Source organism: Pseudomaricurvus sp. ABR4_320 (assembly GCF_056159445.1).
The window spans coordinates 16,904-41,907 of the sequence record NZ_JBSWVF010000009.1 but is presented as its reverse complement, the minus strand read 5'-3'; the positions used below and the strand labels follow the sequence as shown (position 1 = coordinate 41,907).

General features: G+C 49.9%; 26 protein-coding genes. 4 read left to right on the top strand and 22 right to left on the bottom strand.

Annotated elements, in window-relative coordinates; genetic code table 11:
• Window positions 1-23: 23 nt before the first annotated feature.
• The 5 genes from ACXAFR_RS17770 to ACXAFR_RS17750 form a co-directional block, all read right to left on the bottom strand.
• Window positions 24-1,088 (bottom strand): S41 family peptidase, encoded by a 1,065-nt coding sequence (locus ACXAFR_RS17770; protein ID WP_475179130.1) that lies wholly within the window; start codon window positions 1,086-1,088, stop codon window positions 24-26.
• 154 nt (window positions 1,089-1,242) lie between these two features.
• The gene (locus tag ACXAFR_RS17765) at window positions 1,243-1,641 is read right to left on the bottom strand and encodes an ACT domain-containing protein (protein WP_475179129.1); all 399 of its coding nucleotides are present in this window, start codon (window positions 1,639-1,641) and stop codon (window positions 1,243-1,245) included.
• A 202-nt stretch (window positions 1,642-1,843) separates the two neighbouring features.
• Window positions 1,844-2,251 (bottom strand): GFA family protein, encoded by a 408-nt coding sequence (locus ACXAFR_RS17760; RefSeq protein WP_475179127.1) that lies wholly within the window; start codon window positions 2,249-2,251, stop codon window positions 1,844-1,846.
• A 128-nt stretch (window positions 2,252-2,379) separates the two neighbouring features.
• Window positions 2,380-2,724 carry a hypothetical protein gene (locus tag ACXAFR_RS17755; protein WP_475179126.1) on the bottom strand — a complete coding sequence of 115 codons (345 nt, stop codon included), beginning with the start codon at window positions 2,722-2,724 and terminating at the stop codon, window positions 2,380-2,382.
• A 39-nt stretch (window positions 2,725-2,763) separates the two neighbouring features.
• Window positions 2,764-3,159, bottom strand: coding sequence for a DUF3224 domain-containing protein (locus ACXAFR_RS17750; protein WP_475179124.1), 396 nt, complete (start codon window positions 3,157-3,159; stop codon window positions 2,764-2,766).
• Between the two features lie 219 nt (window positions 3,160-3,378).
• On the opposite strand from ACXAFR_RS17750, the gene ACXAFR_RS17745 reads away from it, so the two are divergent.
• Window positions 3,379-3,972, top strand: a complete 594-nt coding sequence (locus tag ACXAFR_RS17745; protein ID WP_475179122.1) for a LysE family translocator — start codon at window positions 3,379-3,381, stop codon at window positions 3,970-3,972.
• Here ACXAFR_RS17745 and ACXAFR_RS17740 read toward each other — a convergent pair.
• Window positions 3,934-4,791 (bottom strand): AraC family transcriptional regulator, encoded by an 858-nt coding sequence (locus ACXAFR_RS17740; protein ID WP_475179121.1) that lies wholly within the window; start codon window positions 4,789-4,791, stop codon window positions 3,934-3,936. The two genes, ACXAFR_RS17745 and ACXAFR_RS17740, sit on opposite strands and share 39 nt — an antisense overlap.
• 339 nt (window positions 4,792-5,130) lie before the next feature.
• Here ACXAFR_RS17740 and opgC point away from each other — a divergent pair, with 339 nt between their 5' ends.
• Entirely contained in the window at window positions 5,131-6,306 is a 1,176-nt protein-coding gene (gene opgC, locus ACXAFR_RS17735; protein WP_475179119.1) for an OpgC domain-containing protein, read from the top strand.
• Between the two features lie 139 nt (window positions 6,307-6,445).
• Here opgC and ACXAFR_RS17730 read toward each other — a convergent pair whose 3' ends face one another.
• The 9 genes from ACXAFR_RS17730 to ACXAFR_RS17690 all read right to left on the bottom strand — a co-directional run bounded on the left by ACXAFR_RS17730 (window position 6,446) and on the right by ACXAFR_RS17690 (window position 14,122).
• A complete protein-coding gene (locus tag ACXAFR_RS17730) occupies window positions 6,446-6,793 on the bottom strand; it encodes a DUF1214 domain-containing protein (protein ID WP_475179118.1) in 348 nt (115 codons plus the stop codon).
• Window positions 6,790-7,710, bottom strand: coding sequence for a DUF1254 domain-containing protein (locus tag ACXAFR_RS17725; protein ID WP_475179117.1), 921 nt, complete (start codon window positions 7,708-7,710; stop codon window positions 6,790-6,792). Before ACXAFR_RS17725 ends, ACXAFR_RS17730 begins: the two co-directional genes overlap by 4 nt.
• A 109-nt stretch (window positions 7,711-7,819) precedes the next feature.
• Window positions 7,820-8,998: a DUF1214 domain-containing protein gene (locus ACXAFR_RS17720; RefSeq protein ID WP_475179115.1), complete on the bottom strand. Its 1,179-nt coding sequence runs from the start codon at window positions 8,996-8,998 to the stop codon at window positions 7,820-7,822.
• Window positions 8,999-9,100: 102 nt separating this feature from the next.
• Window positions 9,101-9,253 (bottom strand): hypothetical protein, encoded by a 153-nt coding sequence (locus ACXAFR_RS17715; protein WP_475179114.1) that lies wholly within the window; start codon window positions 9,251-9,253, stop codon window positions 9,101-9,103.
• A gap of 95 nt (window positions 9,254-9,348) precedes the next feature.
• Window positions 9,349-10,560 carry a BamA/TamA family outer membrane protein gene (locus tag ACXAFR_RS17710; RefSeq protein ID WP_475179113.1) on the bottom strand — a complete coding sequence of 404 codons (1,212 nt, stop codon included), beginning with the start codon at window positions 10,558-10,560 and terminating at the stop codon, window positions 9,349-9,351.
• A gap of 63 nt (window positions 10,561-10,623) precedes the next feature.
• Window positions 10,624-11,244: a DUF3313 family protein gene (locus ACXAFR_RS17705; protein WP_475179111.1), complete on the bottom strand. Its 621-nt coding sequence runs from the start codon at window positions 11,242-11,244 to the stop codon at window positions 10,624-10,626.
• Between the two features lie 160 nt (window positions 11,245-11,404).
• The gene (locus ACXAFR_RS17700) at window positions 11,405-12,079 is read right to left on the bottom strand and encodes an outer membrane beta-barrel protein (RefSeq protein WP_475179110.1); all 675 of its coding nucleotides are present in this window, start codon (window positions 12,077-12,079) and stop codon (window positions 11,405-11,407) included.
• A gap of 41 nt (window positions 12,080-12,120) precedes the next feature.
• Window positions 12,121-12,933 carry a hypothetical protein gene (locus ACXAFR_RS17695; protein ID WP_475179108.1) on the bottom strand — a complete coding sequence of 271 codons (813 nt, stop codon included), beginning with the start codon at window positions 12,931-12,933 and terminating at the stop codon, window positions 12,121-12,123.
• 190 nt (window positions 12,934-13,123) lie between these two features.
• The gene (locus tag ACXAFR_RS17690) at window positions 13,124-14,122 is read right to left on the bottom strand and encodes a helix-turn-helix domain-containing protein (RefSeq protein ID WP_475179436.1); all 999 of its coding nucleotides are present in this window, start codon (window positions 14,120-14,122) and stop codon (window positions 13,124-13,126) included.
• 430 nt (window positions 14,123-14,552) lie between these two features.
• Between ACXAFR_RS17690 and ACXAFR_RS17685 the strand changes: the two genes are divergently transcribed.
• Both ACXAFR_RS17685 and ACXAFR_RS17680 read left to right on the top strand, forming a co-directional pair.
• Window positions 14,553-15,359: a sulfatase-like hydrolase/transferase gene (locus tag ACXAFR_RS17685; RefSeq protein WP_475179106.1), complete on the top strand. Its 807-nt coding sequence runs from the start codon at window positions 14,553-14,555 to the stop codon at window positions 15,357-15,359.
• On the top strand, window positions 15,337-16,140 hold the full coding sequence (locus ACXAFR_RS17680; RefSeq protein WP_475179105.1) for a sulfatase-like hydrolase/transferase: 804 nt from the start codon (window positions 15,337-15,339) through the stop codon (window positions 16,138-16,140). Before ACXAFR_RS17685 ends, ACXAFR_RS17680 begins: the two co-directional genes overlap by 23 nt.
• A gap of 50 nt (window positions 16,141-16,190) precedes the next feature.
• Here ACXAFR_RS17680 and ACXAFR_RS17675 read toward each other — a convergent pair whose 3' ends face one another.
• The 7 genes from ACXAFR_RS17675 to ACXAFR_RS17645 are packed head-to-tail and all read right to left on the bottom strand — an operon-like array spanning window position 16,191 to window position 24,962.
• Window positions 16,191-16,973: a class I SAM-dependent methyltransferase gene (locus ACXAFR_RS17675; RefSeq protein WP_475179103.1), complete on the bottom strand. Its 783-nt coding sequence runs from the start codon at window positions 16,971-16,973 to the stop codon at window positions 16,191-16,193.
• 27 nt (window positions 16,974-17,000) lie between these two features.
• Window positions 17,001-17,360 carry a nuclear transport factor 2 family protein gene (locus ACXAFR_RS17670; protein WP_475179102.1) on the bottom strand — a complete coding sequence of 120 codons (360 nt, stop codon included), beginning with the start codon at window positions 17,358-17,360 and terminating at the stop codon, window positions 17,001-17,003.
• Window positions 17,361-17,417: 57 nt separating this feature from the next.
• Window positions 17,418-18,647 carry a VWA domain-containing protein gene (locus ACXAFR_RS17665; protein ID WP_475179100.1) on the bottom strand — a complete coding sequence of 410 codons (1,230 nt, stop codon included), beginning with the start codon at window positions 18,645-18,647 and terminating at the stop codon, window positions 17,418-17,420.
• A complete protein-coding gene (locus ACXAFR_RS17660; protein ID WP_475179099.1) occupies window positions 18,635-20,974 on the bottom strand; it encodes a DUF5682 family protein in 2,340 nt (779 codons plus the stop codon). Before ACXAFR_RS17660 ends, ACXAFR_RS17665 begins: the two co-directional genes overlap by 13 nt.
• Before the next feature lie 14 nt (window positions 20,975-20,988).
• Window positions 20,989-22,068: an ATP-binding protein gene (locus ACXAFR_RS17655; protein ID WP_475179097.1), complete on the bottom strand. Its 1,080-nt coding sequence runs from the start codon at window positions 22,066-22,068 to the stop codon at window positions 20,989-20,991.
• Window positions 22,069-23,631 carry a DUF5691 domain-containing protein gene (locus ACXAFR_RS17650; RefSeq protein WP_475179096.1) on the bottom strand — a complete coding sequence of 521 codons (1,563 nt, stop codon included), beginning with the start codon at window positions 23,629-23,631 and terminating at the stop codon, window positions 22,069-22,071.
• A complete protein-coding gene (locus ACXAFR_RS17645) occupies window positions 23,565-24,962 on the bottom strand; it encodes an SWIM zinc finger family protein (RefSeq protein WP_475179093.1) in 1,398 nt (465 codons plus the stop codon). The genes ACXAFR_RS17650 and ACXAFR_RS17645 overlap by 67 nt, the downstream gene beginning before the upstream one ends.
• Between the last annotated feature and the right edge of the window lie 42 nt (window positions 24,963-25,004).

The following is a 25,004-nucleotide window of genomic DNA, read 5'->3' as shown; positions in this document are numbered from 1 at the left end:
ATAAGACCTCATCACACCCCCCATTAGAAATGCTCCTTAAACATTCCTGTCTCCAACCAAGTCTTGATCATTAAAAGCTCTTGCCGCTGACTGACCTTATCTTGTGTTTTCTTTAAATAAATATCAGGCGTGATTCCCGTAACGTCGACGGGCATTTCCGGCAATCTTTGACTGCGGGATGTCGCATAAAAAAGTTCTAGCGAGTCTGAAGGTAATCCATAAGCTCTTACATTGGAATAATCCAACGCCCCGGCCGTTGGGCGACCAAGGACTTTAACAGAAAAGCTCTGGCGTGCTGTCAAAACAAATTGCTCACAGGAGCTGCTGCAGCTCTTGTCAATCAAAAGCGCGATTTGCTTTGGACGCACCGACTCAGGTCTGGCGACCGCTTGTCTGGAAGAGGCATCACCAGGACTACCAACATAGCTGCCCACGTTTGCAGCGGTCATTCGATGCACCATTTGCTCAGTCCATTCGGCGCAATTTGATGACGTATCACCGTAGCGCTCACAAACCGTCTTCTGCGCGTTGATATTGACGGGCGTCACCAAAAACTCAGCACCAATATCAATTCTCTCTGCCGCCAATATCCACGGCAGAAGTGGATAGTAAGTGCTGTCAAAGCCCCCAGCATTGTTGCGAACATCGATTATCCAATTAGGGTGCGACATCAGTAGATCTCGATGATCCTGCAACAGTTTTTCCAACCATTTTTTATACGCAGGTTTAAAACTGGGTAAGGTTACGGCCAGGGTAGTCTCTGATAATTCTTCAAGAAAGGGCCTCAAAGCAGGTTCCGATAGATCGGGCTTTGCTGTGCCTTCCTCATCACCGTGCGGTTGATCCCGCTCTTCAATCCACAAATGCCCCTGACGCCATGCGGACAGGTAATCATTTAACACAGCGCGACAATCACTGACATCCCTAACATTAGCGATTTTTTCTGAAGCGATACTGAATGCTTTATCGAAATAGGATTGCCCCCGTCGTTCAAGTTGGTCGCGAGCACCGGCATCATTTTCTAAAAGAAAATTAGGTAAAATGGCCAAACTTTCGCGGCACTCTGCGTCGAGACTGTCTGCTTTCACGGAAAGCCAAGGCGCCAAAATCATTAAAGACAATAAGAGGCAAAATCGGCTTTTTAACATCAAAAAGGGTATCAGCCTTCGCTCTATGATCGCGCTATCCATGAGATCCCTATAACACCCAGCGGTAGTTTTAGAGATCTACCGACACACAATTTTAGCTCTTTGAGAGCTCACACAGCACTGTCAGCGCCGTTTCTGCATCCGCAGATTTCACAAAGATATGGTCGTGATAATACCCCGCCATCATATTGGCGCTAATGCCGTGCTCAGCGAGTTTCGTCGAAACCACAGCCGTCAAGCCAACTGCCTCCAAACTGGAATGGACCTGGAGCGTGATACGCCGAAAGACCTGCTCGTAGGTTAACCCCGCAAAACGAGCTCGAGAAGCCTCCAAAATCAAGGTTAAGCCTTCGCGTTCAACGAGGGTTGCCACTGGATCCAATGATACATAGTCGGCAATACTGCCCGAAACCGAACAAAAGACGAATTCGGCGTGCGACAGTTCCGGGCTCATAGTCGCGAGTATCGCTTGAATATTTGTCAGTCCCGTCATTCGACTTTCCTACTTATTTGCTCAAGTCCTTTATCGGCACAAGGCTTTTGATCCGCGAAAGGTCCTTTATCTGCTCAGAATTGTTTACCTGATTCGTTTAGGACTGTTCTTCCGCTCAGGACTGTTCACCTCATCCGCTCAAGGCTGCTTCCCCGCTCAGGGCTGTTCACCTCCCTCGCTCAGGGCTGTTCACCTCCCTCGCTCAAGGCTGTTTCTCAAAAGTTTTAACGCCCTCAGGGATCTCGTACCAATCCTGCTTTTCGCTCACCCAAACATGTGCGGTTGGCTTTAGAATAGAGGTATCGTCCAGAGACGCAGCTTTAAGCTTGACCTTGTCTGGCTCTGCTGGATTGAAATGATAGATGCGATTGCCGCAGGTTGGACAGAACTTAGCCGCACTCACATTACCGCTATCCGCCACCCTAGACCATTCTTGCAGATCACCTTTAAAGTGAACCTGATCTGCATTGACCATTGCAGTAATGCTGAAAGCGCTGGTCGATAGCTTTTGACACTCTTTGCAGTGACAGGCGACCACCATGGCAGGCTCAGATAACAGTTTGTACGTTACACCACCACACTGACAAGCGCCCGATAACGGAAAATTCATGGTCATACCCTCAAGAAAATCCAAGTTTGAGATATTTTAGAAATCGTGAATTCACGACAAGATGTTAGAAGAGTCTACTCAGCTAATCGCGTCAAAGAGACTTAGACGTTAGTTTAATCCAAGCCTCTCTAACTGCCTCGAACGCTTTCACACATCGCTTTGGATGCCTTTTCACAACCACCGTAGCACTTGACATCGCCCTGTCGATTAAGGGCTGCAGCCCCACCTTCTATCGACGAGCACATCACTTGATCAAGGCTGTTGCGAAGACATTGTCCTTTACCACACATGACATCGCCGAGGCTGTTTTTGACCGCACCACCGTCTCGGTGTTTTGAGCACTTGATATCCCCCAGACTGTTGATCGCACACTGACCGTAACCACAGATGACGTCTCCGGTGGCGTTTTGCAAGCAATCAGCTGTGGCCACCAGAGACAGCAGTATGCAACAGACAAAGAGGCAATATTTCATCGAATCCTTCCTATCAATTCCTTAAATAAAGACAGAAATCTAAGGTGCCAGACGATATTCAAAGGTATAAATGTGTTTTCCATCCTCGATATCAATGGCCATCGTACCCGCGAGGCCGGTAAGCTCCCCCGTGCCTGAATCCGGAACCACCTCTAGAATGAGACGGTCAGATCCCTTATCCATAATGCCAAAATGTTGCAGAACGAAACTGCCAGCCTTGCCACAGAGTTTGCCAGTAACCTGTTCAATGGCCACATAACCAGCGGAGCCTTGAACCTGAGTCATAATGCTCAGCATTTCTCCTTCACTGCTGGCGTTCAATTCGCCATGGAAGGTTTTGCGCAACGACATAGCCGCCATTGTCATGCCGTCTTTCCCCTGAAACTCTGATGACTTTGGCGCCATTTTCACATCAAAGATGCCTGTAATTTCCATGTGGTCTCCCTGCTAATCTTATCCCAAGGTTCTTTGACCGAATAATACAGCGATTTCTCCGGTCAAATTGTGACGATAACGACTCGACCGGTGCGGGTTTTGGTCTTCAAAAGGCTGTCTCGAAAAAAGTAAATCGCAATTTTGTTCAATATTTTACGCCACTGATCAGACATGCTTGAGGGCCTTGATCACGGTATAAATCCCCGCAGCGCCCGAATAATGACCACTTCACTCCTGCTCTCCATGTCAGCCTTCGCTCTCGTAGCATCCATTTCACCCGGACCAGTAAACATTCTGTGCCTCAGTTGTGGTAGCCGCTACCCACTCTTCGTAGGACTTCGCTTTGTCACCGGAGCAACTCTGGGCTTTATCGTGTTATTTCTGGCTATCGGTGCTGGGCTCTATTCCCTTCTGGAACAATTTCCGACACTAAACCTATTATTGCACTGGGCCGGTGTTGGATTTTTGCTGTATTTGAGCGCACGAATATTTTTTGATGATGGAAGGCTACCAGAGACTGATAATAATAAGAGGCCGGGATTTATGACCGGGGCCACCATGCAGTGGCTGAACCCTAAGGCCTGGTTAGCATCTGTCTCTGGGATTGGTGCCTATACATCCGGTGGAGATATCACAGAGCTACTCTGGTTTGCTGGCTTATATTTGCCAATATGCTGGTTATCACTGGGTTGCTGGGTGTATGCCGGAGGTTTCCTGCGTCGCTACGTTTCCAGATCCAATCTGTTGGTACCAATTAATCGTGTACTGGCGGTTTTACTGGCCGTCAGTTGCCTGTTCCTTTTGAGTGATTAACGGTCGCTGGTATTGACGTGGCGTCGCAGCAAACATGCGCTTAAAGGTCCGCTGAAAATGAGGTTGATCGGCAAATCCAACCGATAGAGCCGTATCGGCAATTGAGGCCCCACCTCGTAATGCTCGTTGTCCCTGCTGAACACGAGCATTTATTCGGTAGGCGTGAGGCGTCAGCCCATAGGCGTCCTTAAATGACTTAATCAGATGGCCATGACTGTAACCCCAACGATCACATAGGGCTTCGATTGCAACGTCCTCGGTACAATGGGTTTTTAAATAATTTGCCAAATCCTCTATGTGACTGGGAGTCCCCTGGTCTAAACCTGGCGCCACAGTAGTCAGCGTTTTCATCAGATCACTGAGGTAGTACACCACACTGGACTGTTTTTCCCCAATACTAACGTCATCAGACATGAGACGCTGAGCCATCTGCAGATAACTTTTAAAGAAAACGGGACTGGAAACCACCGATGTGTTGAAATCTAACCAGTAGGGTTCACTCAATAGCCCGATGTCACACCTGAGCTGAGCCAACCAAAGTGTATCGACATAGAGCATCCAGTAAGACCAGCTCCCTTTATCCATGGGGTTACAGGCGTGGACCCAATTTGGATTAATCACCACCAAGTCACCGTTACAAACCTCTGTATTTTGGTCTCGGTAGTGAAAATAACTGCGACCGCCAGCAATAGCTCCTAAGGACCACTGAGTGTGGCTATGAGGTGCGTAACATACTTCGCGGCCGTCTTCGACATATCGCAACTCAATATGAGGGATACGGTTATCTCGCCAAAATTGGGGGCGCGCGGAATTTCTCACGTTTTCCTCACTAACAAACTGAGCAACTAAAATTATCGAAGAATCAGAAAAATTTCAAATTGACACGACAGCTGTTAACAATATCGTCACTCCAACCCGCCAGCTCCATTAATGTTTAGATTTTTTTTCATAATTTCGCACAAATCGCTGAACTAGAATCGCGTTATCGTGTCTCTGTACTACCCCATCTTTGCAAGAGTTTGCCGTTCTTTATTCAACAGTATGCTGCAAAGTGAATTTGGCGCCATTAATAAAGCCCAATTCAATTATTTTACTATCTGACCTGGCGAATTTTCGCTCGCCCCATTCATTTCTTGGCATCTTCTTTAGGGTTTTATTGTGCGTATTCAGGTAATCGACGGTTTCCGTGGTTTTTTTCTGATAAACATGATGATTGTGCATCTGAATGCGTTTGTTCACGCACGCATTTGGGAGACCAATCATCACAAGTTTGGTTGGGTGGAGGATGCACAAGGATTCGTTTTCCTATCTGGTCTGGTAATCGGAATTGTTTATGGTAAATCGGCAATCAGACACTCGTTGGCTGCAAGTTCCCAAAAATTATGGGCTAGAATCACAAAAATTTTCTACTACCACGCCGGCCTAATCATTTTCATCACGCTGTGCGCACTTAATATGCCCACGGAAGCTATTGCATTAGGAGAAGAGTGGAACTCTCCCTGGGCCACTGCAATATTATCCCTTGGGCTTTTTTTAGGGCCTAAATTTATCGATATTCTGCCTATGTATATCGTCTTTATGGCCATAACTCCCATAGCTCTTCGGATGTTGGTCGCAGGTAAAGCAACTCAGGTAGCAGTGATATCTATAATTGTTTGGTGTTTTTCACAAACAGGCCTCTTCGGAGCGGGTCTGGATTACTTGTCTGCAGTGTCCGGGCTCGCTGATTCCAGTATCCAATTGGGTCTCTCATTTGATCGTTTAGCCTGGCAGGTATTTTACTTTTTCGGGTTAATCGGTGGCTTTTACATGGCAGCTGACCGACTCGACCTTAGTATTCTAAAAACTCGCCTAGGTGAAAGGCTGTTCTTTCTTTCGCTGGCTTTAGTTATTTTGTTTTTCGCGTCCAAAGCATTTGCTTCTACCAGCTACCTCAAACAGAGCGAATTTGTAGGATTTTATAGATCATTGTTTGATCGAGAATCCATCTCGTTTCTTAGAGTATTAAATTTCGCGGCAGATGCTTACGCGGTCATCTGGTTACTGCACTGTGGTGAACGTTGGAAAATCACCCACTTGGTTGCACGAGGAATCAGCGCAGTAATGAACTGGAAACCACTTGTCTTCCTCGGCCAGCATTCACTCCAGGTTTATGCTTTCCATGTGTTTCTTTTCTACGGAGCCTACTTTATGCTCGGTGAACAATTCGCAGAAATGTCACAATTGGTAAGGTCACTTTTGGTACTCAGCGCAGCTTTATTGCTCTTTCTTCCGGCTTATGTGCATGCAGAATATTACAAAAATAAGCGCCACAGAGCACTGGCAACCCGCTGAGAGCACCGTTAGAAATTCTCTTTTACTCATAACCTCCAGACTGGGTTTATAGCTTGTGAACCCAGTCGTTTAAACGGCCATAGATACACGTCTCTACGCAGGAAAAATGCCTCGCAGAATACAGCGGCAAGCCCCAAACTTATTCACCCAGCTTCTTAACGGCTGGAGGAAACCACCGCCCCTGTTTGACCGCATCCTTGGGAACGTAAGTCCGCAGGGTCAACGAAAAATTCTTATCTTCGGGGGCAGGTAGCCAATTGGATTCAGGTAGAGATTCGCTTGGTTTACTGGCAATCAGCAGCGATAAAGCCCCATCACTATTAGCCTCCAGACCAGAATAACTGTTGAAATTAAAGCGGTTCAAGGAATTTGGTACGACCCGATAATTGGGAACATCCACTAAAATGATGGACCAATAAGCCGAGACAACAGAATCCGGTAGCTCGCTGGCAGGAAAATCAATCACATAGTCGTTGGCGCCATTCAAAGGCTGACCATCTTCATCACAAAATAGACAACCTCGTCATTGGTATTCGCCCAGAGCCCCACCAGATTCGCGGAAGTACGCATCCAATAATCTTTGCCGTAGTTGCCGGTACCCAAGGTCCCCAACCAGTTGTTTTTAAAAACGCCGGATTTTGTTACGGCGTACTGTAAAAATGCCGGGACAACTGTTGAGGTCAATAGAGTGTCGAGCTGCGCTCGATAGTGGTCGTCAGCGGCCAACCGTTGTATCGATCTGACTTGTGCTTGCATTCCGGGGGCAATAGGAGAAATATCCAGAGCACTGTTGATGATGTCATCCGCCCGGTCAAAGAGCTCGACGCCAGGTAGATCCTGGTTGCCAAATTCAGGAATTTCTACGGCCGGCTCAATCACCGGCTCGCCAAGCGCCTTCAAAGTAAACTCATGCTGACGCTTAACCGCTGACGCGACATCGGTTTTCAACTCCACTCGCGCTAACATTTTCGCCTTATACGACGGTAGCTCTATTCGACGTGCGCCTTTTGGAATCTCGACATCAGAGCCCGGCGCAACAAACACGAACTGACCACTGCCCTCATTAGGAAAATTCCGCTCATTAATATTGACGATGACGTCTCCCCATTCATTACAAATTTGAGCGACATAGTATCTATCCCGAATATCCGGCACCTCTAAAAGCAACGGTGTCTTTTGATCAACGGCAATCCAGGCTTCCAGATAAGCCACGTCGAGATTAGGATTTACAAAATCTGCTGATCCCAAGGGGTTGTATTTAATCACGTTGTAGTAGACACCTGGCTCACGGATATCGGTATGCTCCTGTCGTATCACAATCGCTCGACCGAGAAGATAGACATAGGCATCTTTGACCGCCTGTTCATCAGACGCATCGCCTGCGTATCCTACAGTGGCAAACATCCCCAAGGTGAACGCCAGAATAATCGCAACGCGACCTTGTATTTATGATTTACCGAGTGATAACCACATAGGATATTCCTCAATTTAGCGGTTCGATATCCGGCAGCGGCTAACTCTGATCAAAGTATCCCTGCAACGGAGCATAGAGACGGAAGTAGGTAAACCAAGCGTGGTTCGCAACGGTCGGAATCCAATTCGATTCATATCCCTCAGGTGCAGTCGGACCAAAGTAGATATCAACCGAACCATCGTCATTGCGCACCAAATTCTGCCGGGAAGACCTGTCCGCAATCTCCTCGCTATTTTGGTACACGCCTCGTGTTTCCACATCGTATAAGGTCACCGACCAAAACTGCCGCGCTGGAGGATTGGCGGGAACCCGCAGCCGGTAATGCTTACCACCATCAAAGGCGTGTCCATTCGCATCGTGATAACTGGCCAAATATGCCTGCCCTACCCCAGGCTGACGGGTTACCATGCCTTTGGACAACGCCACCGCTTCATAAAAATATGCCGCGCCCTCATCCAATTGACTGTAATCGTCAAGATCCTGATCCGGGTCCGCCATAATGAGATAATCCCAGTTCGCATCCGGGCGATACTGGGATCCTTCGAAGCGTTTGTAGAAGGAGTTTGTTTTCGCCATCAGCTCACCCACCTGAGCACCTTCAAGAAGCAGCGCCCGCTGCCGAGCATCTGGCTTGAAAGGTTTGCCACGCTCAATACCCAGCGGTCTGAGCATAGCGACAAAAAAGCGATCCCGATCATCGACCGGTTCACGTTCAATGACAGCAGCCAGCTGCTCCCAAAACGCCATCCCCTGTGGCAGAGTTTCTGTCCGCACGACACTGGGGATAATGTGCTGCGTTGCCCCAGAATGCTTCCGTTCCGACCAGGGGTAGGTCTGTATGGCCTTTTCCATCGCCGCTGATTTTTTGGGATCCTCATCCAAGGCCCGATAAAAGAAGCCAACGCCAAAGGTCGGGGATTCAACGACGCGTGTATTCTCAGGTAAATCTGTTGGTATGCTCTGCTCTGGTCCCAGTAGCAGAAATTTGCCGCCTTTGCCTTTATCCGGACCGGTGAGGCCGAAGTCCGTTAGCGGCCGCTGCCAAAAATCCATAGCGGATCCAGCGATCGCTCCGGCGGGAACTTCCAATACCATCGGCCCCGACTGAGCAAGGTCCATAAACCCAATAATGTAGGGCGTTGTGACATTTGCGGTTAAAAACCGGCTGACGCCTTGATAGCCTTTGTAAATGACAACATCACCGTTCTTTGCGCCCAATTGATTCCTCTGTTCTCGCAAAACATATTCAAACCCCACCGTGGGCAGTGCCCACAGATAAGCCTGGGACGCCCGTTGAAAATCCAGGGTATCAAACAGTTGTTACGCACTTTTTTCTACGGGCACGCCAAGATCCAACTCTATCGGCCCAATTCGGGTATCGAGAGTATCGGCCGTTGTTTGAACGACCATTACGGCGTAAAGGCTAACGAGACAACACAGAAGAAAGGAATGAAAAACTCTTGATCTGGTCATAACAACTCCAAGGGTTGCCCGCAGGAACACATTGCCTGTTTAGAATAGAGTGTGACCAATTGATAAATAATCAGTATTCTCATCGATTCGAGGAATCACCATACAGATCCGGCTTGTATATAAAACACGGTTTCTTCAGGGCCCGCCGCCACATCCACCCCCATCGTAAAGCCGTAACGTCGCGCCAGCAGATAGCGAAAGCCGGTGCCAAACGTTTCAGAGGAATCACCATCCACTAAATCTGAAGTATGTGCAGCGGTCTTACCTGAACCGGAAAAAACACTCACTTTCCAGCGGGGTGTCACCCGCCAGTCGAGTTGCGCCTCGACAACTGCGACTCGCTCATCCTGATAGCGAGCCTTGGGGATCCCTCTAAGATCAACAAAAGGGAGAACATATGGTGGCAGCACACTGTCTCCGTTGTCGATAACACCATCCATCTGCAGTCTTAATCCCAACAGCCATGTCGACGAGAGAGCCCAATGATTGATAGACGTCAGATTGAAATCCGCGTAATCGAGGTCACTGTCCAAAGCGTCGTCAAACCATTGATAACGAGCCCGTAAAAAATGGCCGCGCTCAGGATTGAATGGATTATTGCGGCTATCGTATTCCAATAACGCACCAATGCCAGAGGTTGTGATATCGGCCTGGGCAGTCTGATGCAAAAATTCCTGCAGTTGCTGATTTTCCTGCTCGGATTCAAAGGGAGCAAAGCTCTCGGCGTTAGCCAGGGACAAATCCACCTTGCGATGGATTTGTCGAGCGCCAATAAAGACATTACTGTTCGAAGCGATGCGTGCTTTAAGTTCCTGTAAAACAACCGGCCCCTTTAAACTGAATTCAATTCCCTGATCACCGGGAAGTGCCTGACCGTTCAGTGAGTAGAAATCTAAGTTGGCATCGGGATACAGTAAAAACCCTTTGTAACGCACACGATCCTGCTGCCAAAACCCAATGTGTCCCAATCCACCGGCAACCGTACCATTGTCGGTAGCGGCTAAACCGATGAAACTGATGCTGTTGGGCAAGATCGCTTTGTGGGTTTCCTGTATGGATTCCAGTCGAATACGCTTTTGTTCATCGCTTTCATGAAAGAAGATACCGGCAACCCCCAACCCTGTCCCAACAGCCGGCTCTGTGATCAGCGCGGGGACGGGCAAAAATCCCATGGGAATCTCACTGAGGTAGCGACTGGCATCCAGTTTTCCATCCTGGGGGTCAATCAGGTACTCACGAAAAAATGATTCTGCCAGCGAGACATCATTTAAAAACGTACTCAGTATAATGACGGATATTAAGCGCATACATGTCCATGCTCTATCCGCCATAGGTATCGTGAATCCTTCGTCTAATGCAGGATAAATAACCTAAGTGCCGGAAACCGCTTCATCCAGTCCCTCTTTGAGCAGGCTCGTCCAATGATTAAAAATACGATTCGCAGTCTGACTGTTGGTAGCGCTATTGGTCCATTCCAAATTGAAGTCATCGGGATCCTGCTGTCGATCCGCCACCCTCGCGAGAATCGCTCCGGTAGTGGCATCATAGACCTCAAGAATTAACGTCATTTCTCCCGCCGACGTTGTGTAAGAACGACGCATGCCGGCCGATAATGTGTCGGGCGCGGTTATATCTAAATTCACTATCGAGGGTTTAACTTTTAATGTTGTCAGTTCGGATTCGGTCGAGCTATCTACCAAGGTGAAATGACTGTCACCATCAAAGGCTTTCGCAAAGTGTTCATCGCAAGACGTTACCAACTTGGTCTGGATTCGCTCCATATCCTTTTTGGTGACCATGCTGGTCAAATCCAGCCGGTAGTCGTTTTGGTCTCTCATCCAGTTCTTTCGGAAAGCAACGGTACAAGAGTCCAATTCAATCGCCTTATAGTCGGAAAAGTCCGCCGCAGGTAAGCGATAAACGGCATCCATCTTGGTATCGTGCACCAATTGCAAACCGTCTGGAGACGTCTCAGGCAGGGGCTCGCTCATACTGGCGCATCCGGCAACAACCCCTATGCAGAGGACAAAAGATAATATTGAAGCGGGTTTTAATGCGGTTATTAAGAATGTCATTCCTTGATTTTCCTTTCTGATAAGGCCTCAATAGGTTCTAGGCTCTCAAAACGAATTATTTTCCTGTTCTCGTTTTTTAAAACAGAGACCAAATAAATTCCAACTTTCCGGACAGCATGTCTGGCGTATCACCTGCTGCATCAAGATCGACCCAACGTTGATTAATGCTCGCCTTCATCAAAAAGTTACCGGATATTTCCCAGCGCACACCGGCTCCTACCCCATAGCTGAATGACGTATCTTCATAAGAAGAAAAATAATCGTTACAAATATATCCCCACCAGGGATCCCACCAGCAAGCGACGCTGATATCGCCATCGGAAACGTTACTATCAAGGTAGTTCCAGCCCAAGGTTCCAACCACAAACGGGGTAAACGTTTTTGGTAAAATGTTGTACGTAAAGTTGAACGAATAAAAATCATTGGTAAGTTCATGGCTGATTTCTTCAGGTATGGCCAATACCGTGTCGGGAATCACCAGAGCGTCGTACGATTGCTCGTTATGAGCAAACTCAAATCCAATATTGAAGTACTCATTGACGTTATAAGCGATACTAAATCCCCATCCAGTATCGCTATCGACATCGATGGAAGAACCATTCCTCGCATTCGTATCCCAGCTGTCAACCTGATTGATCAAAAACCCCATCTCCCAGGCATGCGCCCGCTTTGACGGCTGACTAAACTCCTGAGCGCCCACCGAAGCGGCGAAACCGCCAGCCAATAAGAGACATAAATAAAAACGAATCATGGATTTTCCCTCTTACACGTAACGGTTTAACCGTCGCTTCACTATTGAGTAAACTGCATGTTAAAGCCCAAGAATACCTGCCACTCCGGCAAGCCAGGGCCATCATCGAATACGGAAAATTGAGGCTCTATGAACACGTTATAGACGGTTCTGTCTTTTTTAAATACCTGTCCAACACCAAGCCCCAAGGGAAGGCTGTAAGCATCGTTTTCAAAATTGTACGTCCAAATGGGTGCTGCTCTGAGGTAGGTGCCTCCACCGAGTTGAAAAAAAGTAAATGGCTGAAATGCGGCGGCATTGACCGTATCTCGATCATCGTCACCGGCAAAACTGTGCTGCCACGTCAGAAGATATCCATACTGAAGAACCGGAGATGACGCATTGAACAGTACGTTGGCAAAGCCCGCCGACCATTTTTCACTACCGAGCGCGTCATCAGTCGCGGTAGGCAACGTCAATTGGGGGCCAATACCAAAGCTGACCGCAGGATTCCCCGTATTCAATGTATAAGCAGCAAATACGTTGAGATCGCCTAGCCCTGTTTCCTTATCACCATTAGCGGACGTCGGGAAGGTGTTGATAGGCAGAGAAATTCGCATCAGCCAATCCGAGTCAGCAACAGTGACGGGCCGAGCGAAACGAAACCAGACTTGATTGGCGGACTCATCAGATTCCGTCAATTCGCCTATGGCGTAGTTTTGGATATTGAACGCCGTCATATTTGCCAATGGATTATTGGCTTGGGAACTGGCGTCTGAACGTCCCTCTTGTGCGCAGGCCTGCTGAACAACCAGTACCAGTAGAGAGAAACTATGCCACCGAAGGGAAAATCTGAGACTACCAACGTTCATCATTACGCGTTCCCTGCGATCTCTTGATTCTTATGCAAAGCCACCCTGCTTTAGTAGAACGCAAAAACTTGGGTTCTAAGCACTTATTGTATGAGGCTCAAATGACAAGCCTGCGACATTTTGTCGTTAGCCTGGTATTAAAACCTAGCTTACATATTAACTTAAAAGGTCTCCCATTCGACGTCTATGCATATTACGCCAACGGCGACGCCATTTGACGCCTATTTTCCTCTTTTGCGGATTGCCAAACGTCCATAATTAACTTTCTGGTTTGTATCGGTGATTCGCCAAACAGATCTTTGTAATAGCCAGAAAACCTTCCGGGCTCAGACATCCCCCAACGTCCGGCAACCAACGATATGGTGCTAAAAATCTCTCGTTCAGAAATAAGATCGTTTCTGATTCTATGCAACCGAAGGCGCAGGATATATTCGATGGGTGTACTGTCCAGAATTTTCTCAAACGCCCGCTGAAGTGTACGAACGGACGTATTCGCAGCAAGGGCAATTTCCTGTAACGACATTTTATTGTGTAGGTTGTCAGCAATATACTCCCTGGCACGAAAAACAACTCTTGCGTGACCACTGTAATTAAAACGGCGAACCTGGACCTGAGGATTGCGAGAAAAGAAATTCAGAATTTCACGTAGAAAAATAGCATGAAACTGAGACGTTAATACCGGTATATGGCCTTGATGGAGGCACCTTACATAAGAGATTAAACAGCGTTGTACCTCGGTCGATAAGCGATCAATACTGACGGTTGAGCGGCTAAGGCAATGACGATCGGTAACCTTCTCATAGAGCGACGCGAACCTTTCATACACATCGACCTCAAGTGACGCGGCAATAAATTGGGTTCCAGGCATATAAATCGCATCAAGCTCATCCTCAGTTGCCCAAAAAGCCACATTGCCCGCCAATCTGTTTTCCCCCCTTAATCGACACCCTTCAGGAAAACAAACGCCGGTGCTAAAGCAAACCCGATTCTCACGTTGAGAGCCACTAAAGGTTAGCTTGGCCCCAAGAACACCAGAGAAATAGAGCACGTCCGCGTATTCGGAGCGCGCAAAAAAGCTGTTCAGCTCTCCCTGAGAATGCTGCAGTGCCTGTAACCCCAATGTTTGGATGACACTGTTGAGTTGCTCGATACGTTTGGCGTGGACTCTATCCCATTGACTGCCGAGCGCCATGCCAGTCACGTAAACCTCCCTGTTATACATTCAAACTGTAAATCACCGTGGCAGTGATATCGACAACAAAAGCTATCTTAAAATATCGGCATTGTCTGCAAACCTGCGTGCCAACCGACAGCTTTTTGATTTTAAAATTCCCGTTTTCTTATTGTCGTGATCTGCATAGGCGATTCGCCATGATGCAGGTACTCTTTCCGACAGCGACCTACTTGCAAACCAGATATGGAGGAAATGCAAGGCGTAACAACAATGACTAACGCTCGTCTAAGTTACGCCGGTACGCGCATACTCAGTGGCAAACTTAACAGAGATTGCCTTTCAATAGAGCATTCAAATCGACAAGACCTTTTTGTCGCAGACATCGGAAACACGAAAACCTTTTCATAGAACCTTGTCTGCTTTTTTAAAAGGTTAAAGGAGAGCTAACGTGAAAACGCGTTGTCGATCACCCAAATGGATACTTAATTTTGTTTCTGCCACCCTTCTATTCACAATTCTTTGTAGCCATGGCACGCATGCACAGCCAACTCAGCCCAACATACTTGTAATTTGGGGCGACGATATTGGAATTCCTCAAATCAGTGCTTATTCCAGAGGAATGATGGGATATCAAACTCCGAATATCGACCGAATTGCCAATGAAGGCATGATGTTTACAGACGCCTACGGTCAGCAAAGCTGCACTGCGGGTAGGGCCAGCTTCGTGCTCGGCCAAGAGCCATTTCGGACAGGGCTACTCACCATTGGTATGCCCGGTGATCCTCATGGCATCGCAGATTGGATGCCAACCATTGCAGAGGCCCTGAAAGAGCAAGGCTATGCCACCGGTCAATTCGGCAAGAATCATCTTGGCGATCAAGATGAACATCTGCCCACACAACATGGCTTTGATGAATTCTTTGGCAACTTATATCACCTAAACGCCGAAGAGGAACCCGAAGGTTATTTTTACCCCAAAGACCCTGAATTTAGAGAAAAATACGGCCCGCGTGGCGTGATAAAGTCTGCAGCTGATGGCGATATTGAAGATACGGGTCCACTCAACACCAAGCGGATGGAAACTGTCGATGAAGAATTCCTGGCCGCCGCCAAAGATTTTATTGAACGAAAGGTCGATGAAGGAAAGCCCCTTTTTTACTTGGTTCAATGCGACACGCATGCACGTCTTTACGCACCTAAAACCCGAGTCTCTTGGCGTGACAGGAAAAGGCATGCACGCCGACGGCATTGTTGAACACGACGGCCATGTTGGAGAGCTTTTAGATCTTCTCGATGAATTAAAGATCGCGGACAACACTATCGTTATTTACAGCACAGATATCGGGGCGGAACTGGCTCTCTGGCCAGATGGCGCCATGCCCCAGTTTAACGGCGAAAAAGGCTCCACGTGGGAAGGTGGCTTCCGCATCCCCATGATGATTCGCTGGCCGGACAAAATTAAGCCTAACAGTGTGTCCAATGAGATCATCTCAAACCTCGATTGGTTTCCAACACTCTTGGCGGCGAGCGGCAATGAGACAATCAAAGAAGATCTCGCATCGGGAACACGGCTGGGTGGCAAAAAGTACAACGTAAAGCTCGACGGATATAATTTCATGCCCTACATGACGGGCAAAGCGGAGCAAGGTCCTAGAGAGAGAATTTTTTATTTCGATCAATCTGGCAATTTAAATGCCGTGCGCTGGAACGATTGGAAGGTTAGCTTCGCGGTGCAAAAAGGGAATATCGCGACAGGTAGTCGGGAGGTTACCAACTGGGCTGGCATCACCAACCTACGTATGGATCCTTATGAAAAAGCCATGGAGGAAGGTGGAGGCTATTGGACTTGGTACGCACAGCAAATGTGGTTGTTGGTCCCCATTCAACAGCAGATTAAAGATTTCTTTTCGGATTTCAGCGAATACCCTTATCAGGCCGGTTCATCGTTGAATGCAGGAAATATTAACTATGGACTCATCGAGCAAAAGGCAGCCATGAAGCGCCTAACCGAGTTGGAATCACTTAAGCCACGCTAATGGTCGGGATTGCGTACGACGTGGGGCGCCTACCCCACGTCGAACCACATTTACTCTTTGCGTCCCAAAATGCTATAAACCAAAGGGACATCCTGACCTTTGTGGGTTAGATAATAATGCCCCGCTTCACGCTCGACCAGGCCGTCAAAACAGTTGTAGGGGCTAAAGGGAAATTCATTCACCTGCTCAATACGAATTCCCGCCCGAATCAGAGCATTTACCACGCTGGACAGCGGATGTGCCCAGGTTGCCAAATCTACAAGCACATCGTTTCCATTTTCGGTATAGGTACCTTCTTTGGTTATGTCTGGCTTAGCTTGAGTAAAATAGGAGTAGCCTGCCAAGATATCGTAGATTGGGTGAAATTCAACGATATAAAACCTCCCTCCCTTTGCCAGGTTACTGGCAATGACATTTGCCCAACGGGTTAGATCTGGCAACCAGCACAAGGCACCATAAGACGTAAAGACAATGTCATACTTAAATGGTGCTGACGCCTGATAAGAATAGACATCCGCACAGACAAATTCCGCATTACTGTCGACCTGTGCAGCGAGTGCCTGCGCCTTCTGAATGGCAACAGGGGAAATATCAACGCCAGTACACTGTGCTCCAAGCCTTTCCCAAGACAAGGTATCCAAACCAAAATGACACTGGAGATGTAACAATCGTTTACCTTCTACAGGTCCCAGCTCGGCCAACTCAAGATTATTCAAAGAGGACTTGCCAGCCAAGAAACCTTCAACATCATAGAAGGCGGAATCGGCATGAACTCTCGCACGCAGATCCCATCCCTGTCGGTTCATGTCAAAAAACGAGTTTTCAGTAGGCACCTTAGGCTCCAGCGGTTAGAAATGAAGCTACAAAGAGGGTATCGGAAGCCCATGCTGTCTTAAAAACGACAGCTTGTCCCAGTAACCTCGCTGAAAAACGATTTTACCGTCGCGAATCTGAAAAAAACCACACCCCCTGAGTCCTAGGGGATCTTTCCACTCTAAAATGGCCCATTCGCCATCTTGAAGCAACTGTTCGACAATACAGACCATCTCTGCCTCGGCAAATTCATCCAGAAACATCGAGCGAATCGCTTCTCGTCCCTTCACTTCTCGATTGGCGACTTGATGGTTTATGGCGTCGTCTGCATAAAAACTGGCTATCAAATCGGCATCGGCCCGATTAAACGCATCGACCCAGGCCTCAACAACCGCTTTTGGTTCCATGACAGTCTCCTGTATTCAGGCTGGAGAACCTCTGATTAACCCTCGTTCAGGCTTTAATCATAACGCGCTGTCAACGCCAGGCAATACTGTCTTGATATCCTGATCCGCCGCCCAGGTTTGAATATCTTCTCGCTTTAAGGACGTCGCCATTAAGTCAGGAAACTGATCTGGCGTACAGGCGAAGACGGGTGAACCAATCGCTGCAAAATCTGCCGCCAACTCTGCACTAAAGCTGGGCTTTCCATCATCGTTTAACGCTAACAGCGTAATGACGTTAACATCCTGTCGAATCAGGTTGGCGATGCGCCTCTTCAGCTCGCTTTCATCCCCACCTTCATACAGATCGGTAATTAAAATCAAATGGGTCTTCGAAGGCCGTTCGATCTTAGACTCGCAATAGGCAACCGCCTGATTGATATCGGTTCCTCCGCCCAGTTGAATACCGAACAATACCGACACCGGATCCGCCAAATCTTCCGTGAAATCCACCACGGCCGTATCGAAGCAAATCAACTTGGTTTTCACCGCTGGGATCGATGCCATCACGGCGGCGAAAATCGAACTATAAACCACCGAAGACGCCATGGAGCCACTTTGGTCAACACACAGAATGACCTCATCCAGATCGACCAGTCGGCGCTGCTGTCGCATAAACCCGATGAGCTTTTCCGGTACAACGGTTTTCAACTCAGGTTGATAATGACGCAAATTCGCTGTAATGGTGCGATGCCAGTCGATATCATTAAAACGTGGTCGGTAAGTGCGTTTACTTTTGTTGATCGCTCCGCGTATCGCCTCGCTGGTTTTGGATTCAAGACGAGCCATCAACTCTGCCACGACTTTTTGAATCACTTCCCGTGCGGTATCGAGCGTTTTTTCAGGCATGGCCGCACGCAGGCTGACCAAATCCGCCACCAGATGCACATCGGCCTCGATCGCTGCGAGAAACTCCGGCTCCATCAACATTTGCTTTAGTCCCAGGCGGTCAAAGGCATCACGCTGTACCACCTGTACCACCGAGCTCGGGAAAAATTCTCGAATGTCCGCCAACCATTGCGATAGCTTGGGCGAAGAACCTCCCAAACCTCCCCGTCTCTGGGTCTGCCGGACATCCGTGTTATACAAAGCCTGTAGACACGCGTTTAAGCGCCGATCTCGGTCAGACGCCAGCTGCTCGCTGTCCTCGCCTAAAACCAAGCGCCAACGGCGATCACTTTCCATCGGGTCGATAGGTGTTGAGGTGCCGTCGGCTGCCGCCGTATCGGCATCGGAATTTACAGGTTCCACGTCTTTTCTCTATTCAATAGCTTGGCCAAGCGCTGCAGTTGGCTCTGCCAGTCATCAATCGCCTGCGTGTTGATAATCGGGGTAGAATCGTCATGTAAAGTAGACCGCCCACGGGCCACCGCATCCATCAAACGTTTACGCTCCATGGCATCCAGTGACGCAAACGTACGGCGCAACAATGGCAGGAACTGACTAAAGTCTTCGTCGTCGATGGCAACCAACCAGTCCTCCACTGCATGGCGAAGAATGTCATCATAAAGCAATCGATCCACAGCCCCATCAAAGAAGCCCTCGAAAAAGGCCGCTGCAGACACAGCCGGAATTGCCGGGGACAACATTTTTTGTAACAGTGTCTGCAGCTGTTCCGCGTCTATGCGTTCCGCCTGATACAGACATCGCGCACAAATACCCGCACACTGTTGGGCGGATAACGGACTATCAACCACATCCATAAACGCTTGCCACCAGCCCTCCATAAAGCTGTCGTCAAGCTCCGCCAATAATATGGCCTGATGAGCATCAGCCAGGGCAAGACGATGCCGGGTCGCCTCCTCCTCATTGAGACTGCGACAACCGTAAGGCAGCGCAATCGCCGCCTGAATACCCAGACGCTGAACGAGCGTGGCAACCTGCTGTCGAGAGACTGCACGCGCAGTGCCGTAACGGCTAATCGCAACCAGCGGTGCAATCGCATTCAATAGTGATAGACAATCCGCTGTTTCTGCCGCCACGGTTTCTAAACGCGACAGGCCAACATCAATGGCCTCATCGAGACAGGCATCGAATCCCTGTTGCACACCCAGTGCGAGCTCGCCCAACTGAGTTTCCGTGCGCAGCCTTTCGCACAACTTGGCCGCGGACGCCAGAGCGATGGTGCCGCCATACACCAGATTATCCACCAGGGCGACGGCGTATTCCGGCTCCCAGGATAGGGACCAACGCTCCCGAAAAGTACCGCGACTGCTGCCACTATCCTGCAGTTTTCCCCAGGGAACACCTAATAGATTTAAGCGATGCAAGAGCTCAGATTTGGCCGTCCCCGCTTGACTGCGTAAATCGACAGCTAACTCTTTTGGTAGAGCCTCCGGTTTCATCTTAAGCGTTTTCTGCAACTTCTGAAGGTCTTCTAGCAGCGGCATAAGAGGAGAATCCGGTGGAATCTCCCCGACTTCATTGCCCAGCAATATTGTGTTTTCCAGCTGCTCCCAAAGCAGCGTTTCACCAAAACACAAACAGGCGACGATCGCCTCGCGAAGTTCTTCATACCCCACCGCTGGCCGTCCTCGCAAAGCGGCAAGGCTTTGACTTAAGCGTACAGCTTCAATGATGGACGCCGTCGATACAATGTGTCCTGCCGATCGTAACGCCCAGGCAACCGCCGCCAACCAGTGTTCCAACCCGTTGTGTTGACCTCGGTATTGCCAGAGGTGTTGATACCACTTGGGCGCATCCACACCGGCACCATAACCAGACCGACTGGCCAATCGGGGAAACGTCCAGGGCACCCAGGTATTACGTAACTTTTTGGGCGGTAATTTTTTCGGCAAGGTCGCCAATAGCGCGCGATCACTTTTCGCTGTATGCTTTTCCTTCAGAGCGGGAAGGTGCCAGGCGCCACACACCACGGCGATGGGCCCGTCAATATCTTTGGCAGCCTTCGCAATCGCCAACCGCATGTGGGCTTCGCGGGGAAGGTCTCGCTGCATTGCAGGATGACTTTCGTAACCGGGTTGCTGCTGAACTTCGTCTCGCAACGCCGACATGACCATGGCGACCGTCTCAAACAGATTCGCGTCGTCATCGCGATTCTGTTCAATAACATCATTCCACCAGGACTCACCATCGTCGTACCCCGCTAATTGAGCAATAGCGCCAATGGGATCATTAATGATTGCGGTCATTTTTGGATCCGCAGACTCCGCCGCGAGAGTCTCGGCTTGCTTAGCACCCTCTTCGGTATCCTCTTCTGCGTCGAGGGAGAGGGTCGCATCCGCCTGATCCGCGGCGAGTCGAATGGCGACGGGCAGATCGATTAACTCCAGATGAGCGTTGTTGCTCTGACTCCAAACACACGCCTGATATTCCGGAGAGAATTCCGCAAACGGGAAATAGCTGCACAGGCTGGCGTCATCAGCGACGTAGGACAACAGCGCCACAGGCGGCACCATATGCGGGTTCGCCAGCTCAGCAAACAGCTCCGTACAATCGGCAGGGCCCTCAATCAGCACCGCCGCCGGTTGCAGTCGATTTAACGCGGCGACCAGACGCTCTGCCGAGCCGGGTCCGTGGTGGCGAATTCCGAAATAGTGAATCTGATCAGCGGACATGCGACAGGTACCGATTAGAGCGCATCATTCAGAGATCGATAATAGGCAGCGAATTCCGGACGCTTTTTCAGCACGGTTTCGAGATACTCTTCCAGCACCGCCTTATCTTGTACGGGGTCTTTCACAACCGCGCCGACAATATTTGCAGACAAATCCTCGGCTGCCAGCGTGCCGCCACCGAACCAATTGGCCTGACTGATGCCACCAACCATCACCGCAATGGCTTCTGCAGTGGATAAGTTTCCGGACGGGCTTTTCAGAACCACTTTGCCATCCTGGGTTTCGCCACCGCGCAACTCCCGAAATATGGTGACAACTTTTTCAATTTCTTCACGCGTGTTGGTGGGCACCGGCAACTCGAGAGAATCGCCCATTTGCTCGACCCGACGACTGATAATACTCACCTCTTCATCGCGATCATCCGGTAGCGGCAGCACCACCACATTGAAGCGACGTTTTAGCGCAGACGACAGCTCGTTAACGCCTTTGTCGCGATTGTTGGCCGTCGCGATAATGTTGAAACCACGCTGGGCAAAAACCGCCTCGTTGAGTTCGGGGATCGGTAACATTTTCTCCGACAAAACAGTAATCAGCGTGTCCTGCACATCGGAACCCATGCGGGTTAACTCTTCCAGTCGACACAGAGTTCCCGCTTCCATCGCGCGGAACAACGGCGTCGCCACCAAAGCCTCTTTGCTGGGGCCGTTCGCCAACAGCTGTGCATAGTTCCAACCGTACCGGATCTGGTTCTCGTCGGTACCCGCAGTACATTGAATCACCTGGGTACTGTTGTTACTGATCGCCGCGGCGAGGTGTTCACTTACCCAGGATTTCGCCGTTCCGGGAACACCCAAAAGTAACAGAGCGCGATCCGTTGCGAGAGTCGCTACCGCCGTTTCAATCAAACGACGATTACCCACGTATTTGGCGGATATCTCAACGCCATTTACCGTGGCACCGCCCATCAAATAGGTCACAACCGACTGCGGCGACAGATACCAATTAGTGGGCTTGTTGCCGCTGTCATTTTCCTTGAGCGCATCCAATTCCGCGCGATAGCTCACCTCTGCCGGCTGGCGAAGTATCTCTTGCATTTATGAGGTCCTTAATTCACACGTTGATAACTGACTGTTGAGCCGTAGCGTTTCCAGTGCTGGATCTGCCAGCAGCATGCCCAGCTCCTGCAGCGGCGCCAACAGCGCCTCCGCCAACTCCCTGGTCGCCAACACGCCAAGCGACACCAGTTGTTTTTCAGAAAAGCTGTTATTGACATAGCCGCCTTCCGACAAGTCGATTCGCAATTGGTCAGAAAGAATTTGCCAGGCGTAGGTTGACTGTAGTGTCACGAGATCCAAATCCGGCAATTCACCCTGAGCCATACGCAGGCACTGAAAGAAATCAAATTCCGCGGACGCCTGTAAAAGCAACCGCTGAGCGGCCTGCGTGTTATGACTGACGTCGAGACGTTCTAACAGCGGCAGGCTCCACATCAGCAAATGGGTACCAGGCACGTCTTGTTGCAGCAGCGACGCCAGTAGACGGGCGATCAGGTCATCGTTCAGCGTTTGACTGGCGTTCTGCACAAACGCACTGTTATCCGCAGCTGAGTTGGCGGTAAAGCTCCAGCCGACCACCAGTGCGTCCAACGGCAGCTTTAATTCTGCAGCAACCATGGTTAGAGGCAACAGCTCTAGTAGCTCCGCGCGCTGGCTGCGTTGTTTGCCACTTTTGAGTTTGACGGATTCCACAGCGCCCGCCGCGGAAATTGAGAGCCACCCTGCCAAAGTTGCCGCAGCCTCAGTATTCGACGGGTTTTGTAGAACTGATGTCGGCTGGCCCAATCGGGCGAGAAAGCTCCCGGCCAACCCGGCAATCTTTTTCGAACGATCACCCTGTAGCCCTTGCAGAAATTCAACATCCGCTTCAGACAATCGAATCGATAGCACATCGATAATTTTGAGGCGTTTGTCGGCAGACTCTCTTGCAGCACACACAGAGATAAGCTCCCGAGCGAGATCGGGTTCTCGCAAGCGCATCTGGCGCAATAAAAATAACCGCTCAGCCGGGTAAAAATCATCCCAATTCTCTTCTGTCAGCGACACATCCTGGGAGCGCGACAAGGTCGCTTTGCTCTGCTGCCAACTGCTCCAGGGCAAATAGATTTCTGGAAAATTGGTTTGCATACCCGTCGGCATCCAATCTGCTGGATGCGCCACCACGCCTCGGCGCTCTAACATTGCCAACAAATAGCGAACATCCACCCCATACTCACCGCCGGTAAAGCCACTCAGCGCACGTCGAAAGGCACCTCGCAGAGAATCGGGTAGTGTCGGTAATGGCAGCGATGGTAATTCGGTAAACTCCGTCAAACCCGCTGGTTGTGTGAGGGATTCTAAAAAGGCCGACTGCTGACTGGCCAGCGCCAAACTCACCAGCAGCGCACGCTCCGCATCCGCCCCTGTCAACAGAGGTTGCCAACTGGCGGGATACTGGTCGATCGGCAAGGCGTCGGCAGCGCCGACCATCCAACGTCGCTGTAGAATGGCGATTTGCCGCGCTTCTTTTTCCAATTCGGAGACATCTACAGGTGTTAACATTGCAGCATCCCCCATGGATTGGCCAGAACACTCAACAATTCGCCCTGGTGACCATTCCATAACACCACCGCTCCCGTCAGTTGACTGCCAAGGATTAACGGCATCAACTCCTGGTTTGCGAGGGGAATTGTCTGGAACGCATCACGCCACCAATAGCGCCCCTCCCCGTCACCAAGCACCCGCCCGGCACCCAACAGGCAGGGCAGCTGACGAATCCAAGGTAACGTCGACAGGGCACTGGTCAACGCCTTTGCTACCGACTGCTGGCCCGGCGGCCATTCAAGTTGGGATTCAGAGAGTATCGATTGCTGTATCGGCAGGGCTCTCAAGGGTACACGACTGGGATAAAACAGCAGGTCTGCTTGCAAGCATTGCCCGATGCCCCCGGCCGATTCTCTACGCCCCGCAGAGGCAGGATAAAAATCGAGCAATTGCGCAAATACGGGCGCCTCGCCTGGCTTGTTGTCCAACTTCAGAAACCAGCTTTCATGACTGATTAAACCATCGCGTCGAGTTTGTATTTTCTCACCAACCTTTTGCCACACACCGGCAACCGGCGTTGCGCCCTCAGCCTCAATAAGTTGATCTTTTGGCTCAGTGGCACCCACACCACGACGGGCATCAGCATCCTCACGATTGGCCAACCAAGCTTCCGCGAGCAACACCAATTGGCCCAGCTCCTTCATCACAAAGCTGGCTTGCCGTTGGCTCTCTAGAGACAGCGCCTGAGCGGGCAATTCATCCAGCCGCGATGCCAAATTGATGGCCTTCGCATCGACCAGGCGAGCAGCAATCTGGCGACATTTGGAGGACACCTCTTTTAACAGAGCGCCAATACCGACACGCAATTGGTCACACACCCAACGCTGAAGTTCAACCAACCCTTCGGCAATCTGTGCATCGGTTTCCGCTCGTGTTTTTTCTGCGCGACGTTGGCGAGCCAGGTCTTTCTTTGCTTGCTCCTCAGCAGAAAGCTCCGGTGTTTGTGGCTCCACTGCCCGTGCGATACTGGCTCCCCGGATCGACTTAGCGGGTTCGGTATCACTATTGGTCGACTTTTTCTTGCGACGTCCCAACCATTCATGAACCCATTCTGGCGGCTCGCCCTCACCAAAATCGTCGGGCCGGTCGGCGAATTGCCACAATAACGCCAAGACATGTTTGCACGGAAATTTACGGGAGGGGCAGGTACATTTGTATCCCCGATCCACGACATCCGCCATGGTCAAATAAGGGTTGGAGCCAGATCCCTGACACTGGCCCCATATTGACGTGACGGTTTTAGACTGGCCTAACACCGGCCACTTGCCTGGCTTCAACAGTTTTTTTGCGGCATTTAGTGAAGCCTGATCAGGAGCGAGATCCTGTACGGCTTCCAGAGAAAACTCCATGATTGTTTTTCTACCTCAATCCTTTCAAAACAGGGCGCTCGC